The following is a 14,426-nucleotide window of genomic DNA, read 5'->3' on the forward strand; positions in this document are numbered from 1 at the left end:
CCCCCGCTCAGGCCGGGGCGGAGAGCTCGGCTCCGCTCCGCGGCGTCCGGGCCGGGTGGGGAGTACGGGCGGGGTGCGGCCCCGCCCCCAAGGCGTCCCCGCACCGTTGGACGAGGTGCCGGAGACCGGGCAGGTCGATCGCCCACCCCAGCAGGGCCCAGCCCAGGTTGAGGTGTTCCATCCCCCTGGCCAGGGCGGCGATGCCACTCCACCGCAGCCCGTCCGGGGTCTCGTAGGTGAGGCGGTACAGGACGTCGGGGTGCTCGGCCGCGGGGCGGATGTCGAGCGCGATCGGTGCGCGCGCGGTGAACCACCGGGCGAGGCTCAGGCACAGCGCGCAGTTCGCGTCGACGTGGAGCACACCCCGCGTGCGCCCCGGCCAGGGACGCCACCGGGGCAGCCAGGGCCGCACCCGCGACCGGTAGCCGGTCCACGCGGCGCCGAACCGCCGCCGCAACTGCGCGCCCTCGTGCCAGTCCGCCAGCCCGACCGCGTAGCACACGGACGCCGCCGCGAGGAGCAGGAAGAGCGGTTCCCGGAGCAGGAGGGCCAGGAGGACGTAGAGAACGGTCATCGAGGTCTGCATGGGGTTGCGCACGAACGCGTACGGCCCGCTGGTGACCAGGCGGTTCGGCGGGTCGTAGGGCAGCGGCGTGCCGCCTCCGACCCGAGCGAACTCCCGGGCGGCGGCCAGCGCGGGCAGCCCCGCGACGAGGAGGAGCTGCGCCGCCGCGAAGTACTCGGCCGCCGTGGTGTCCTCGCCCAGGGCCGCGAGCGGTCCACCGACCATGATCCCGCCCGCCAGCGCGGCCTGCGCCCACATCCTGGCGTGGACCCACTGGCCCTCCCTCGTCCAGTAGGCGAGCAGCAGCGCGGGGATCAGGCACAGCGCGGCCCCGGCGATCTCGCCGACCATCCACCGGTCGTCCAGGACGACGACGGGCTCGGCCAGGGGCATGAGGATGACGTCGGCCCAGACCAGCACGAAGGAGAGCAGCGGAACGGGGAGCAGGCGCATCAGGAGCGCGGGCAGCGCGCCCCACAGCAGGGCCCAGGCGAGCATGAGGTCCACGGGCATCCCCCACCAGACCGCGCCCTCGGCGTGGAAGGCCCACCATCCCGCGCGCAGCGCGTACAGGTTGAGCGGCACGAGGGTCAGCACGGCCCAGGCGCTGGCCACGACCATCGCGGCGATCTCGCGCTGTCGCGGCGGGCGCCACAGGCACAGTCCGGCGAGCGCGAGGGAGGGGAACGCCAGGCCCAGGCCGCGCACGAGGGTCTCGGGGAGGTCGGCGGTCACCGGCCCTCTCCTTCGGCGCCGCCCGGCGTGGTCGCTGAGGCGAAGGTGTTCGCGAGGTACTCGGCGGCCAGGTCGACGGTGTGGGACTGGAGCGGCCCGAAGTACCAGGACGGTTCGTAGGTGCGGTCGAAGTCCATGGTCCAGGTGATCCTCGTGCCGCCGTCCTCGGCCGACCACTCGGCCCGCGCCCGGCGCGTGTCCATCCAGCGGGCGAGCGCGGTGTCCTCGACCACCGTGAACACGACGCGCCCGCCGTCGGGGCGGATCTCGCTCTCGGTGATCTCCAACTCCATGTGCCGGGGGACGGGTTCGGCGCCGATGCCCAGCGACTGTCCGGGGGTGAAGCGGACGGTGCGCGTGTCACCGACGGCCAGCCCCTCCCCGACCGCCTCGACGGGCCGGGGGAAGGGGACCGCGCGCAGGAGGAGGGCGTCGGGCTCGGCGTACTCGGGCGGCGCGGCCAGTGCCTCGGCGACCCGGTCCGGGCTCGCGTCCGTCCACGACGAGCCCGTTCCCTGGTCGGCCCTCGGCAGGATCGTGGTTCCGCCGACGCCCTCCAGCGCCAGGGCGAAGAGCAGCGGGACCGCGAGGAGGGCCTGCTGGGAGCCGCGTCCGCCTCGGGCGATGAGGCGGAGGACCGCGATCACCAGCCCGACGATCCCCAGCATCAGCGGGGCCGCGATCAGCAGGCACACCATCCCCTCGCCCAGCAGGGGGCCCGACATGGCCAGCGCCAGGGTGGTGACGGCCATGCCCAGCCCGACCGCGGTGCGCGGCCTGGCGTAGAACGCGACGGCCAGGGCGATCAGCGCGGGCAGGCCGACGTAGAGGAACGCGGTCTGGTCCAGGCCGCCCCAGCTCGTGACGCGCAGGGAGGTGAAGGCGGCGAAGATCGCGGCGACGGCCCCGGCGAGGATCCAGCGTTCACGGCTGATCCGGTGCCGGGCCCGGGGTTCGGGCGCGGACGGTTCGTCGGGTCCCGCGGGTTCGGAGGGCCCGGGGGCTTCAGGGAGTTCGGACACCGCGACTCACACTCCATCGGTCGGTCACATGATTAAACCAGATGCTTTAATCAGGTGATTAAACCGTATGATGAACACATCCCGGAACACAAGGAGGGTCATGGCCAAGGGCGGCGGCGGGCGCAGGACGAGCGAGGAGACCAAGGAGCGGCTCCTGGCCGCGGCCGGCGACGTCCTGCGGGAGGAGGGGTACGCGGGGGCGTCGGCGCGGGCGATCGCGGCGCGCGCGGAGGCCAACTCGGCGCTGGTCTTCTACCACTTCGGCGGCGTCGACCAGCTGCTCCTGGCCGCGCTCGACCGGTCGAGCGCCGAACGCCTGGCGATGTACCGCGAGCTGACCGCGGGCGCCCGCACCCTGGAAGAGCTCGTGGCCGCGGCGACCAGGATCTACCGGACCGACCTGGAGCGCGGCTACATCACCGAGTTCTCCGAGCTGGTGGCGGCGGCCGTGACCAAGCCGGAGCTGCGCCGGGAGATCAAGGTCCGCGCCGAGCCGTGGATCGCCTTCATCGAGCAGGAGTGGGAGCGGGTGCTCGGCGGGTCGGCCCTGGCCAGGCTGGTGCCCGCGCGCGAGGTGGCCTACGGCGCGATCACCTTCTACCTCGGGGTGAACCTGTTCTCGGTGCTGGACGAGGACCACTCCCGCACCGAGGCGGTGTTCGACCTGGCCACGCAGCTGGCTCCGCGCGCCAAGCTGCTCACGCTCCGGCTGCCCCGACGCGGCCGACGCGATGGCGACGTAGGCTTTGCCGAGGACGCCGAGGAGGACGCGTGAACGACATCGAGGTGGCGCCCGGGATCGAGTTCCCGGACACGTCCGACGGCCGGACGTGGGTCGCGGGCGCGGTGATCGCCGACCCCTGGGGCAGGGTGTTCGCGCAACGCCGCTCCCCCACGCGCAAGGTGTTCCCGCACTGCTGGGACATCGTCGGCGGCCACGTCGAGCAGGGCGAGAGCATGGTGGAGGGGCTGGCCCGCGAGGTGGCGGAGGAGACCGGCTGGCGCCTGACCGGGGTGCTCGCCGAGCTGTTCTCCCTCGACTGGGACCCCGGCGACGGCGTCACGCGCCGCGAGATCGACTACCTCGTGCGGGTCGAGGGCGACCTCTCCGCGCCCCGGCTGGAGCCCGACAAGCACACCGAGTACCTGTGGGTGGACGACTCGACCGTCCACGTGCTGCGCGACGAGCGCGACCCGGGCGACTACTTCATCACCGACATCGTCCAGCGCGGCCTGGACGCCGCGCGCACCGGCTGACGTCAGCCGGTCCCGCGCGCCTCGGCGACCGCCAGCGGCAGGCCGTCCAACAGATCGGTCGCGCTGACCGGCGCCCCGCCGCGCGCCAGCACCGCCGCCCGTCCGTGCAGGTAGGCGCCGCACATGGCCGCCTCGTACGCGGGCAGGCCGCTGGCCAGCAGCGCGCCGATCGCCCCCGCCAGCACGTCGCCGGACCCGGCCGTGGCCAGCAGCGGCGTGCCCGTCGGGTTGGCCACGGCGGGCAGGCCCGGCTGCGTGACGACGGTGGTCGACCCCTTGAGCAGGACCGTGCAGTCGAACTCGTCGGCGACCCGGCGGGCGTACTCCAGACGGCGGGCCTCGATGTCGGAGCGGTCGGTGCCGGGCAGGAGCCGGGCGAGCTCACCGGCGTGCGGGGTCAGGAGCGTGTGCGCGGTGCGCTCCCGCAGCGTCTCGGAGAGCGGGATGCCCCCGTTGCCGCTGAGCAGGGTGAGGGCGTCGGCGTCGACCAGCACGGGGCAGTCGCTGTCCAGGACCGCGTGCAGCTCGTCGGCGTTGGCCGGGTGCGTTCCCCTACCCGGACCGATGACCAGGGCGGAGACACGTCCGGGACCGAGCCTGGTGCTGCCCTGGGGGTCGAGGTCGACGGCGACCGTCTCCGGCCAGTGGGCGAGCACCTGGTCGACGGCGGCGCTCGCGCCCCCGTAGCGGACCATTCCGACGCCCGTGCGCAGCGCCCCGCCGACGGTGAGGACGGCCGCGCCCCGGTAGCGGTCGGATCCCGCGCGGACGGCGAGCAGGCCGCGGCGGTACTTGTCGGACTCGGTGCCGGGCTTCGGCAGGAGCGCGGCGACGTCCACGGCCTGTGGGCGGATCACGTCGGGGCCGCCCAGTTCCGGGGTGAGGCCGATGTCCACGAGGTGCACCCGCCCTGCGCGGTCGGCGCCCGGGTCGACGCAGAGTCCGGGTTTGAGGGCGCCGAAGGTGACGGTGACGTCCGCGCGTACGGCGTGTCCGGGCACCTCGCCGGTGTCGGCGTTCACCCCGCTGGGCAGGTCGACGGCGACGACGGGCGCGGGCGCGTTCTCGGCGAGCACGGCCAGCGTCCCGTAGGGCTCGCGGAGTCCGCCGCGCCCGCCGATCCCCAGCATCCCGTCGATGATGAGGTCGGCGTCGAACAGCTCCCCGCCGTCGTTCGGGTCGCCCTGGAAGACCCGGACCCGCCCGCCCGCTCCGCGCAGGGCCGCCAGCCCCTGTTCGTGGGCGCGCGGTCCCGCGAGCACGGCCCGCACGGCGGCTCCGCGCGCGGCCAGCAGGGCGCCCGCGTAGAGGGCGTCGCCGCCGTTGTCCCCGGCGCCGACCAGCAGCACCACGCGCGATCCGTACACCCGGGGCAGCAGTCGGGCGCACTCCGCCGCGAGCCCGGTCGCGGCACGGCGCATGAGCGCGCCCTCGGGCAGGCGGGCCATGACAGCGCGCTCGGCCTCGCGGACGGCGCGGACGGTGTGTGCGGACCGCACGGGGTCACCTCCTGGGACGCGTCGTCCACCATCGTGCCCTACACGTGGCCGGGCATGCTTCCACCGCCACACCCCGACCCGCGTCGCCCGACCCGAGCGGTGGTCACCGCACGTCGGCGACGACGGGCTCCCTCTCGCCGATCAGGTCGCCCAGCTCCACCTGGACGATCTCGACCTCGCCGACGACCGCGATCTGGCCCGAGGTCGAGTCACCGGGCGCGAGCGACCCCGCCATGATCGGCTCGATGTCCGCGAAGAGCGTGTCGGCCCAGTCGTTCACGGACGAGCCGTCGCTGAGCGTCATGGTGAAGTAGATGGGGTTGACCTCGATCGACTCGTCGGAGTCGTTGACGATCTCGATGTCCACGACGGTGTAGACGGCGGACTCGTCCAGAGCGTCGCCCGTCGTGCCCGCGTCAGTCGCCGTCATGGTGACGCCCTGGGCGCTCGCCGGCTCCTCCGCAGGCTGGTCGGGCGCCGGTTCCTGTTCCGCCGGGGCCTCCTCCTGCGCGGAGGGCTGGGCGACGGGCGCCGCGGGGTCCGCCGCACCGCCGTCGGCGAGGTTCGCCGCGATCGCGACGACCAGGACGACGATGACGATGAGGCCCACCGAGCCGCCGATCGCCAGCGCGACCTTCCCACCGGTGGACATTCCCTGCTTGGGCGGCGGGCCGTACTGGGGGCCGCCCTGCTGGTGGCCGTACAGGGGGTCGCCCTGGGGCGGAGGCGCGTATCCGGGCTCGCCGTACTGCTGCCCGGCCTGGTGCGGGTCGCCGTAGTGCGGCGCGCCGTACTGGTCCCCGGGCGGCGGCCCGAACCGCGGTTCGCCGGGCGCGGACTCGTGGTCGTGGGGACCGTGCGGCTGTTGCGGACCCGACGGGTACTGCGGGTGGGACATGGACGCGCTCCGATACGGGGAAGGGGAACTGGGGGCGGCGGCGGAGGGGCACCGTGTGCCGCGTGGCGACCCGTGGAACGGGTGCGTCTGGACCCTATCCAACGCCTCTCCCGAACGGGCTCGGACGCGGCACGCCCGCTCGCGGAACCCGCCCGTCCGGCGCGCACCACCCGGAGCGGACGCCCGCGCCCCCGGAATCGGGAACAGCGGACCGTCGGATGATTGGAATTCCCGTCCGCCTCCGCGGAATCACACGCGAAAGGCTTTCACATTTCCTCCGGACCCATACACGGAAACGGTGCGGGCAGGGTCGAATTCCGCGCCTCTCAGGAGGGATTTCCCCTGGACTCCCCCACGGCCGAGTCCTCGTTTACCCCGAGGACCGCCAGGGTATGGGCGAAATGCCGCACTGCCGCACACCACCGGGCCCAGCCCGACCCGCACCCCCGCGACGAGCGACCGGCGCCCTGACCACGCCCGTGCTCTCCGCTGTCCTTCCCGCATGGAGACAAGCGAAAGGAACACCGGGGTGAGCGTTTCCCCGCACGTTCCGCGGTACATGGGAAGAATCCTGACGTCCGGAGGCGCCCCGCAGGGAACCTGTTTCCAGATCGACCGATCCGGCTATCTGGTGACCGCCTGGCACGTCGTCCAGACCACGCTCGGTCTGGAGGAGATTCCGGTGGAGACCGTCGAGGTCACCGTGGACAGTCTCGGCGATCCCGATGTCAAGCCGACCCGGGCGTGGGTCGTGGCCAGGAACCACCGGGCCGATCTCGCCCTGCTCAAGACCGGCACGCCCCTGCCCGGGACCGCGCGCCTCCTGCGCCCCACCCGCTCCGCCGAACAGGGTGAGGAGGTGACCATGGTCGGCCACGCCGTGATCGAGGACGGGGCCCACGTACCTCCGTCGCGGTCGGTGGAGGCGCTGGGCAGGTGGCAGGGAGAGGTCACCCGCACCGACGGCCTGCGCCTGGGGCGCATCCAGTCCTCAGACGTCATGCCCGGCATGAGCGGAGCACCCGTCCGGCGCCTCGGCGACGACAGCGTGCTCGGCGTGATCTCCTCCCGCCACAACACCACCGACTCGTGGATGGCCCACAGCGTGTGGGTGTCCCGCACCGAGGAGCTGCACGAACTGTGCAAGGGGCACGTCCCCCGGAACGAGCGGCGGTGGCTGGGATTCGCGGGCGCCGCCGCCGGAGGCGCCGCCGCGGGCTACACCGTGTCCGAGTACGTGCGCGACCGCGGCGCCGGGGACGACACGGCCGCCGCGGACGGCTCGGCGGACTCGGGAGGGACCGCCGGGCCCGGTGACTCCGGCGCCCCCTCCGGCTCCGGGGAGCCCAGTCCTCCCTCCGGTTCTGAAGGATCCGACGCCACCACGTCCTCCGCCGCGGACCTGCCCGTCTCCGACCAGGTCCCGGGCGGTTCCGGCCTCTCCGACGCCGTCGCGGACGAGGCCGCCGCCGAGGTCTCGGAGGGCGTCCTCAAGAAGACCGTCGGCACGATCATCGACTGGTTGCTGTGAACCGGTCGCCCTCCCGGACCCCGACCTCCACAGCCGCACGAAAGGCGCACGACGATGCAACTGAAGAGTCCGCGCAGTCCCGGCTACGAGACCTGGCTTCTCATGGCCTCCTACAGCGAGACCCCCAACCCCGACCTCGAACTCGAACTCAAACGCCCGGACGGCGTCGTGGACAGTCTCCACATCGCGTCCGGCGACTCCTACATCCATCCGGCCAGCGGGCTCATCCTCGGCTTCCACGTCAGGTACGCCGACGGGTCCGGTGACTTCTTCGCCCTCGACCACTCCGGCCCCGAGGACTGGTACGAGAAGCGCGCCGCCCTCAATGAGGTGGCCCACATCGCCTGGGACGTGGCCAGCATCGGCAAGATGATCCTCGCCCGGACCCCCGCCAAGCTCGCCGCCGCCGGAGTCGGCTACGTGGTGCGGCACACGGGGTTGGGCGAGACCGTCAGGGAAGCCGTCGTCAGCGTCCTGCCGGACTGGACCGGCTCCCCGCCGGACCCCGGCTACTACCGCCAGTCGGACGGCGCGTACATGATCCGCGGCGCCTACCACCTCTCCCCCAACTGAACGGTCCGGGCCCCGCCCGGAACGACCACCGACGGGCACGGAGCGGCGTGCCCCGCCCACGCGAAAGGCGAAAGCGTGTCCCTTCCCAAGAAGTTCGTGCCGATCACGGTCGACGGCCTGGACGTGTACGTCGCGGTCCAGCAACTGCCGGGCTCCGAGCCGATGTCCTCCGGCGTCACCGCGGCCGTGGCCAAGAAGGCGGCCGAGGCCGTCGACCAGGTCCAGGACGCGGTCCGGGGCGTGGCGGCCAAGTTCGGCGGCACCGTGAGGGACCTGGCGCGCCAGGCCACGCGCCCGGAGTCGGTGTCCGTGGAGTTCGGCGTCACGATCGCCGCCGAGGGGTCCCTCGTGCTGTTCAGCGGGTCGGCCGAGTCCTCGGTGACCGTGACCCTGACCTATCCGGTCCCCGGCCCCGCCGACGGCGGCGCGCCGGGCTCCTGACGGAACGGAGCCGGGTCGGGCGTGCGTGCGCGACGGTTCGCCGCACGCCCGACCGCCCCCGTCCCCCGCCGGGGGTCGGCCGAGGCGGTCGGGCGCGAGTACTACGCTGTGTCGTTGACGGCGGTCCGCTGACACGGGCGGACGCCCGGACGCGAGCGTGAGCGGAGGCGCCGTGGTCGACTGGCTGACCATGACGATTCAGGTGGCGTCGCTGGCGATGGCCGGCTGGTGCCTCGTCTCGACCTTCCGTGACCAGCCCATGCTGGTCCCCCACCTGGTCGGCATGGGTCTCCTGTGGCTTCTGGTGATCGGCCAGGCCGTCGTCTCCGCCGTGGCCGCGGTCGGCGGCGACCGCCCCGCCGAGACGGCCATGTTCGTGTCCTACCTGGCCACCGTGGTCCTGCTACCGCCCGCCTGCGCGGTCTGGGGGTTCATGGAGCGCAGCAAGTGGGGACCGGCCGTCATCGCCTTCGCCTGCCTGGTGCTCGCGGTGCTCATGGTCCGCCTCGAACAGCTCTGGAACCCCCTTGTCTGACACCGCGACGCCCGCCGACAGGACACTGCGCACCGGACCCGGGCGACTGCTGGTCGCGGTGTACTCCGTGTTCGCCCTGGCCGCGACCGCGCGCGGCTCCTACCAGCTCGCCACGGGGTTCGACGAGGCGCCGCTCGCCTACGCCCTGTCAGTCGCCGCCGGGGCGGTGTACCTGGTCGCCGCCGTCGGTCTGGCCCGCGCCGGGCGCACGTCCCGCACGGTCGCGCTGGCCGCGTGCGGCGTCGAACTGGCCGGCGTACTCCTGGTCGGCGCGCTCAGCGTGTTCGTCCCCGGTCTGCTGCCGGACGACACCGTGTGGTCCCGGTTCGGCTCGGGCTACGGCTTCGTCCCCCTGGTCCTGCCGGTGCTCGGCCTGTGGTGGATCCTGCGTGTGCACCGGATGGACCGCGACCGGCCCGCCGCCGAGGACCGCGCCTGACCCGGCTCCGCCCGCCGGCGCCCCCGCCACGCCGTTTCCCGCGAGGTACCCGTGTGTCGCCGCCCCGCGGGTCCTAGGCTGGCGGCCATGTCCGACCAATCCTTGTCCCTCCCGGTGGCCGTGTCCGCCGACTGGCTCCGCGACCATCTCGACGGCGTGGTCGTCGTCGACTCCCGCTGGTACCTCGACGGCCGCTCCGGGCGCGAGGCCTACCGCTCCGGGCACCTGCCCGGAGCCGTGTTCACCGACGTCGACGCCGATCTGGCCGAACCGCCCAGCCCCGAGGGCGGCCGCCACCCCCTCCCCTCACCGACCGAGTTCGCCGCCGCGCTCGGCCGCCTGGGGATCGGCGACCACGACGCCGTGGTGGTCTACGACGACGCGAACGGATCCGTCGCCGCCCGCCTCGTGTGGATGCTGCGCGTCCTCGGCACCCCCGCCGCGTTCCTGGACGGGGGTCTGCGCACGTGGACCGGCGACCTGGAGAAGGGCGACGCCCGCCGCGCGCCCGCCCACCGCACACCGCGGGCGTGGCCCGCCGACCGGGTCGTGCACACCCCGACGGTCTCCGCCGAGATCGGCGACCCCGCGCGGCTGCTCCTGGACGCCCGCGTCCACGGCCGCTACACGGGTGAGGAACCCGCACCCGTCGACGCCCGCCCCGGTCACGTGCCCGGCGCCCGCAGCGCCGAGTGGCCCGGCAACCTGGACGGGGACGGGTTCCTGTCCGGTCCCGACGTCCTCCGCGAGCGCTTCGCCGCGCTCGGGGCCGACTCCGCCACCACCATCACCGCCTACTGCGGCTCCGGTGTCACCGCCTGCCACGACCTCCTGGCGCTGGAGCACGCCGGGTACACCCACACGCGGCTCTACCCCGGATCGTGGAGCCGCTGGGGGGCCGACGAGAACCTGCCCACCGAGACCGGGGATCCGCACGGGTCCCGGTAGTCTTCCCACGTCACCACCCGGCCGTCCGCGAGACTCCCTTCGGACGGCCTTCTTCCTGACCGTTTCCGGCCAGGGACGAAACTGTGCGGCCGTCAGGTGCGTCAGAGGGAGGACGCCCGCGGGCGCCGTCGAACACCCACCCCCGCCACAGCGAAGCGAGGAACCTTGGCCACCAATGCCCTGCTGCTCGTCGTCCTCGTCGTCGTCCTCGCCGCCGTGCTCGTCGCCGGCGTCGCGATCGGAGTCGCGATGGTGTCGAACCGCGCGAAGAAGAACAAGAACGTGAAGACTCAGACGCCGCGCCCGCCCCGGGACCCGTTCGCCAACGAGGGCGACACCACCGGCGACCCGCGCACGCTCAAGGCCGGTGACATGCTCGACTGGGGGCACGAGCGCACCTGGATCCGCGGCTCCCTGCGCCTGTCCGAGGGCGGCTTCACCTGGTCGGAGCACTTCCTCGAGGTCGACGGCGGCAAGCGCTGGCTGTCCGTGGAGGAGGACCCCGACCTGGAGCTGGTCCTGTGGACCGGCCGCCCCGACACCGAGCTGACCCCCCACGCCAAGACGCTGCAGTTCGAGGGCGTCACCTACCGTCTGGAGGAGAGGGGCACCGGCTCCTACCGCTCGGAGGGCACCACGGGCCTGCGCGCCCAGGGCGGTCTGGACTACGCCGACTACGAGTCCGACACCGGCCGACTGCTCTCCTTCGAGCGGTTCGACCACGGCGGCTGGGAGGCCGCCACCGGTCAGAAGATCCTCCCCGGCAGCTTCACCATCTACCCCGGGAGCTGAGCCGCACGTGCGCGCGAGCATCAGCACGCCCTTCGTCGACACCAGGGCCGACGACCTCGTGTGGACACTGAGCCGCCCCGTGGTCGAGGCCCTCGCCGTCCGCACCGTCGAACGGCCGGGTCTGCGCGTGCGGCTGCGGGTCCTCGGCGCGTCCCACCAGGTCGTCGTGGAGCGGGATTCGGGTGACGGGACCGGCCCCCTCGTCGAGACGGTCGCCTGCCTGCCCGGCTTCACCGGCGGGCTGCCCGGCATCGCCGACCTGCCCTCGTGGGGGCACGGCGACTACCGGTTCACGTCGACCGTGGAGACGCTCGCCCCGGACGGTCTGGCCCGGCGGATCGACCTCCTCCGCGACGAGGTGGCCGACTCCCCCGGCGGTCTCTACGTCACCTTCCCCGGTGACCCGCTCGCCGTCACCGCGCTGCACCTGAACCCCGAGGCGGCACTGGGCTGGAGGACCTGGCACGCCTACCCCCAGAGCGGCGAACTGGTGTCGACGACGACGTCCGTCACCCCCTGACCGGAGAGCCCCCATGCCCGCCGCCACCGGGCGCAGCCCGACCCCGGGTCCCGGCACGGCGGCGGCTCCGGCCACCGCGGGGAGGTCCTCTCCCAGGACCAGTACTCTGCGAAGTCGGGGGGCGGGCTCCCCCCGGCACGTGTGTCCGCGCCCGACGGGCGCGACGGCCCCCGACCATCCCCCACACCCGTGAGGAGATCCCCTCCATGGACGCCCACGCGACCGACCACACCGCCAGGAACACCTGGATCACCATCTTGGCGATCGTCGGCTTCATCGTCGTCATCCTGGTGCTGGTCAGCGCATGCGACAACAGCACGACCAACTACTGCCCCGACGACGACTACGTGTCCGACCCGACCTACGACGACGACGTGTGCGAAGGCCGCTCCCACTCCGGCGGAGGCTTCTTCTTCTTCGGCGGAACCGGGGGCGGCAGCGGCTCGAACAGCAGCGGCAGCGGCAGCGACTTCCGCGGCGGCGGCTCCGGGTTCGGCAAGTAGAACGAGTACCCTTCGGGCACGTCAGGGCACACATCCCCAACGAACGACCCCCTTCCCCCAACCTCGCAGGCAAGGATCATGAACGACCTTCTCCTCAACTCCCTGTCCGCCCTCGCCTACGGAGGCGTCGGCGTCGCCGTCCTCATCGCCGGCTACCTCGTCGTCGACCTGCTCACCCCGGGCAAGCTGCACACGCTGATCTGGGAGGAGCGCAACACCAACGCCGTCCTGCTGGTGTCGGCCAACACGCTGGGCACGGCCATCGTCGTGGTCTCGGCGATCCTCAGCAGCGAGTCCGAGGTGGGGCTGGGCGCCGGTCTGCTCTCCACCGCGGTCTACGGAGCGATCGGCCTCGCCGCCATGGCACTGGCCTTCGTCCTCATCGACATCGTCACCCCGGTCAAGATCGCGCGGATGATCAGCAACGCCGAGCCGCACCCGGCCACCTGGGTCAGCGCCACCGCGCACGTGGCGATCGCCCTGGTGATCGCGGCCGCCCTCACCTGAGGGATCGAGAACCACCACCCCGGCCGACCCCGGACTCCGGTCGGCCACCCCGCAGAGTGAGGCATGTTCCGGTGACCGAGACCACCACCCGACCCTCGACCGGGCTGCCGGTCCCGCCCCGCGTGGCGCGGTTCCTCGTGCTGACGGCGGTGTTCGTCTGCGCCGCGTGCGGTCTGGTGTACGAGTTGGCGCTGGTGGCGATCGGCAGCTACCTGCTCGGCGACACCATCACCCAGGCCTCCGTGGTGCTGTCGGTGATGGTGTTCGCCATGGGGGTCGGCTCGCTGCTGTCGAAGCGGCTCCAGGGCAACCCGGCGCTGTCCTTCGCGGTCGTGGAGGGGCTGCTGTCGTTGGTCGGCGGCCTGTCGGTCCTGCTGCTGTACGGGGCGTTCGCGTGGTTCTCCGCCTACCAGCCCGCGCTGGTCCTGCTCGCGTTCGTCATCGGCGCGCTGATCGGGGTGGAGATCCCGCTGCTGATGACGCTCATCCAGCGGATCCGCAAGCAGGACGCCTCGGACGCGGTCGCCGACCTGTTCGCGGCGGACTACGTCGGCGGTCTCCTCGGCGGTCTGGCCTTCCCGTTCCTGCTGCTGCCCCTCCTCGGCCTGCCCAAGGGCTCGGTCACGGTCGGCGCGCTCAACGCCGTGGTGGGGGTGGCGGTCGTGCTCTGGCTGTTCCGGTCCCAGTTGGGCAGACGCGCCTACGCCGCGCTGACCGGCGGGCTGATCCTGGTCCTGGGTGTGCTCGGGCTCGCCTTCGCCTACGCCGACCAGTTCGAGGTCGACGCGCGCCAGGCCCTCTACCGCGACCCGATCGTGCACGCCGAGCGGTCGGAGTACCAGGAGATCGTGCTCACGCGGTCGCTGGACGGCGACGACGTGCGGATGTTCCTCAACGGGTCGCTCCAGTTCTCGTCCCTGGACGAGTACCGCTACCACGAGTCGCTGATCCACCCGGTGATGGACGGGCCCCGTGAGGACGTGCTCGTGCTGGGCGGCGGCGACGGCCTGGCGCTGCGGGAGATCCTCGCCTACGACGACGTGTCCTCGGTGACCGTCGTCGACCTCGACCCGGCCGTCGTGGAACTCGCGTCGACCGACCCGGTGATCAGCGGCCTCAACGAGGACTCGTTCGAGGACCCGCGCGTGGAGGTGGTGTACACCGACGCGTTCCGCTGGCTCCAGGAGAACGGGCGGGAGTTCGACGCGGTGGTCGCCGACCTGCCGGACGGGGACAACGTCGGCACATCGAAGCTGTACTCCGCGGAGTTCTACGCGCTGATCGCCGAGGCCCTGTCCGACGACGGCCGGCTCGTCGTGCAGGCGGGGTCGCCGTTCTTCGCGCCGGAGGCGTTCTGGAGCGTGGGCCACACCCTGGAGGAGGCCGGACTGGCCCCCACCCCGTACAACGTGGACGTGCCCTCGTTCGGGAACTGGGGATTCTACCTGGCCACCACGGGTGAGGCGCCGGCCCCGGCCCTGCCCGACGACGCGCCGCCGCTGCGCTTCCTCGACGACGACCTGCTCGCTGCCGCGCTGGTGTTCCCGATGGACCGGCGCGACCCCGGGGTGGAGGCGTCCACCCTGATGCGGCCGAGCGTGATCGAGTACCACCAGGGCGCCTGGCGCGGGTACTGACGAGGCGGCGCCGTGCCCGGAACC

17 protein-coding genes are annotated in these 14,426 nt (G+C 73.0%); 13 read left to right on the forward strand and 4 right to left on the reverse strand.

Annotation, left to right across the window (positions count from 1 at the left end):
* Nucleotides 1–7: 7 nt before the first annotated feature.
* Both ACIBFB_RS17560 and ACIBFB_RS17565 read right to left on the reverse strand, forming a co-directional pair.
* The gene (locus tag ACIBFB_RS17560) at nt 8–1,300 is read right to left on the reverse strand and encodes a methyltransferase family protein (RefSeq protein WP_397231276.1); all 1,293 of its coding nucleotides are present in this window, start codon (nt 1,298–1,300) and stop codon (nt 8–10) included.
* Nucleotides 1,297–2,322: a hypothetical protein gene (locus ACIBFB_RS17565; protein WP_397231278.1), complete on the reverse strand. Its 1,026-nt coding sequence runs from the start codon at nt 2,320–2,322 to the stop codon at nt 1,297–1,299. Before ACIBFB_RS17565 ends, ACIBFB_RS17560 begins: the two co-directional genes overlap by 4 nt.
* A 100-nt stretch (nt 2,323–2,422) precedes the next feature.
* Between ACIBFB_RS17565 and ACIBFB_RS17570 the strand changes: the two genes are divergently transcribed.
* Nucleotides 2,423–3,097 carry a TetR family transcriptional regulator gene (locus tag ACIBFB_RS17570; protein WP_397231280.1) on the forward strand — a complete coding sequence of 225 codons (675 nt, stop codon included), beginning with the start codon at nt 2,423–2,425 and terminating at the stop codon, nt 3,095–3,097.
* Entirely contained in the window at nt 3,094–3,579 is a 486-nt protein-coding gene (locus tag ACIBFB_RS17575; protein WP_397231282.1) for an NUDIX domain-containing protein, read from the forward strand. Before ACIBFB_RS17570 ends, ACIBFB_RS17575 begins: the two co-directional genes overlap by 4 nt.
* Before the next feature lie 2 nt (nt 3,580–3,581).
* Here the strand turns inward: ACIBFB_RS17575 and ACIBFB_RS17580 are convergent, their stop codons facing one another.
* Nucleotides 3,582–5,078 carry an NAD(P)H-hydrate dehydratase gene (locus ACIBFB_RS17580; protein WP_397231284.1) on the reverse strand — a complete coding sequence of 499 codons (1,497 nt, stop codon included), beginning with the start codon at nt 5,076–5,078 and terminating at the stop codon, nt 3,582–3,584.
* Nucleotides 5,079–5,181: 103 nt separating this feature from the next.
* On the reverse strand, nt 5,182–5,976 hold the full coding sequence (locus ACIBFB_RS17585) for a DUF4352 domain-containing protein (RefSeq protein ID WP_397231286.1): 795 nt from the start codon (nt 5,974–5,976) through the stop codon (nt 5,182–5,184).
* A 559-nt stretch (nt 5,977–6,535) separates the two neighbouring features.
* Between ACIBFB_RS17585 and ACIBFB_RS17590 the strand changes: the two genes are divergently transcribed.
* The 11 genes from ACIBFB_RS17590 (at nt 6,536) to ACIBFB_RS17640 (ending at nt 14,402) form a co-directional block, all read left to right on the forward strand.
* On the forward strand, nt 6,536–7,507 hold the full coding sequence (locus ACIBFB_RS17590) for a serine protease (protein WP_397231288.1): 972 nt from the start codon (nt 6,536–6,538) through the stop codon (nt 7,505–7,507).
* Nucleotides 7,508–7,561: 54 nt separating this feature from the next.
* The gene (locus ACIBFB_RS17595; protein ID WP_397231290.1) at nt 7,562–8,080 is read left to right on the forward strand and encodes a hypothetical protein; all 519 of its coding nucleotides are present in this window, start codon (nt 7,562–7,564) and stop codon (nt 8,078–8,080) included.
* A gap of 75 nt (nt 8,081–8,155) precedes the next feature.
* Nucleotides 8,156–8,521 carry a CU044_2847 family protein gene (locus tag ACIBFB_RS17600; protein WP_397231291.1) on the forward strand — a complete coding sequence of 122 codons (366 nt, stop codon included), beginning with the start codon at nt 8,156–8,158 and terminating at the stop codon, nt 8,519–8,521.
* A gap of 172 nt (nt 8,522–8,693) precedes the next feature.
* Nucleotides 8,694–9,056, forward strand: a complete 363-nt coding sequence (locus ACIBFB_RS17605; RefSeq protein ID WP_397231643.1) for a hypothetical protein — start codon at nt 8,694–8,696, stop codon at nt 9,054–9,056.
* Nucleotides 9,049–9,495, forward strand: coding sequence for a hypothetical protein (locus tag ACIBFB_RS17610; RefSeq protein WP_397231293.1), 447 nt, complete (start codon nt 9,049–9,051; stop codon nt 9,493–9,495). Before ACIBFB_RS17605 ends, ACIBFB_RS17610 begins: the two co-directional genes overlap by 8 nt.
* An 87-nt stretch (nt 9,496–9,582) precedes the next feature.
* Complete coding sequence (locus tag ACIBFB_RS17615) at nt 9,583–10,443, forward strand: sulfurtransferase (protein WP_397231295.1); 861 nt, start codon at nt 9,583–9,585, stop codon at nt 10,441–10,443.
* A 165-nt stretch (nt 10,444–10,608) separates the two neighbouring features.
* Nucleotides 10,609–11,235, forward strand: coding sequence for a DUF4178 domain-containing protein (locus ACIBFB_RS17620; protein ID WP_397231297.1), 627 nt, complete (start codon nt 10,609–10,611; stop codon nt 11,233–11,235).
* 7 nt (nt 11,236–11,242) lie between these two features.
* Entirely contained in the window at nt 11,243–11,755 is a 513-nt protein-coding gene (locus ACIBFB_RS17625; protein WP_397231299.1) for a DUF2617 family protein, read from the forward strand.
* A 206-nt stretch (nt 11,756–11,961) separates the two neighbouring features.
* A complete protein-coding gene (locus ACIBFB_RS17630) occupies nt 11,962–12,258 on the forward strand; it encodes a hypothetical protein (RefSeq protein ID WP_397231302.1) in 297 nt (98 codons plus the stop codon).
* Nucleotides 12,259–12,336: 78 nt separating this feature from the next.
* Nucleotides 12,337–12,765 (forward strand): DUF350 domain-containing protein, encoded by a 429-nt coding sequence (locus ACIBFB_RS17635; protein ID WP_397231304.1) that lies wholly within the window; start codon nt 12,337–12,339, stop codon nt 12,763–12,765.
* A 71-nt stretch (nt 12,766–12,836) separates the two neighbouring features.
* Nucleotides 12,837–14,402: a polyamine aminopropyltransferase gene (locus ACIBFB_RS17640; protein WP_397231306.1), complete on the forward strand. Its 1,566-nt coding sequence runs from the start codon at nt 12,837–12,839 to the stop codon at nt 14,400–14,402.
* The last annotated feature ends 24 nt before the right edge of the window (nt 14,403–14,426 follow it).

The sequence above is a fragment of the Nocardiopsis sp. NPDC050513 genome (assembly GCF_044457925.1).
Taxonomy (GTDB): domain Bacteria; phylum Actinomycetota; class Actinomycetes; order Streptosporangiales; family Streptosporangiaceae; genus Nocardiopsis.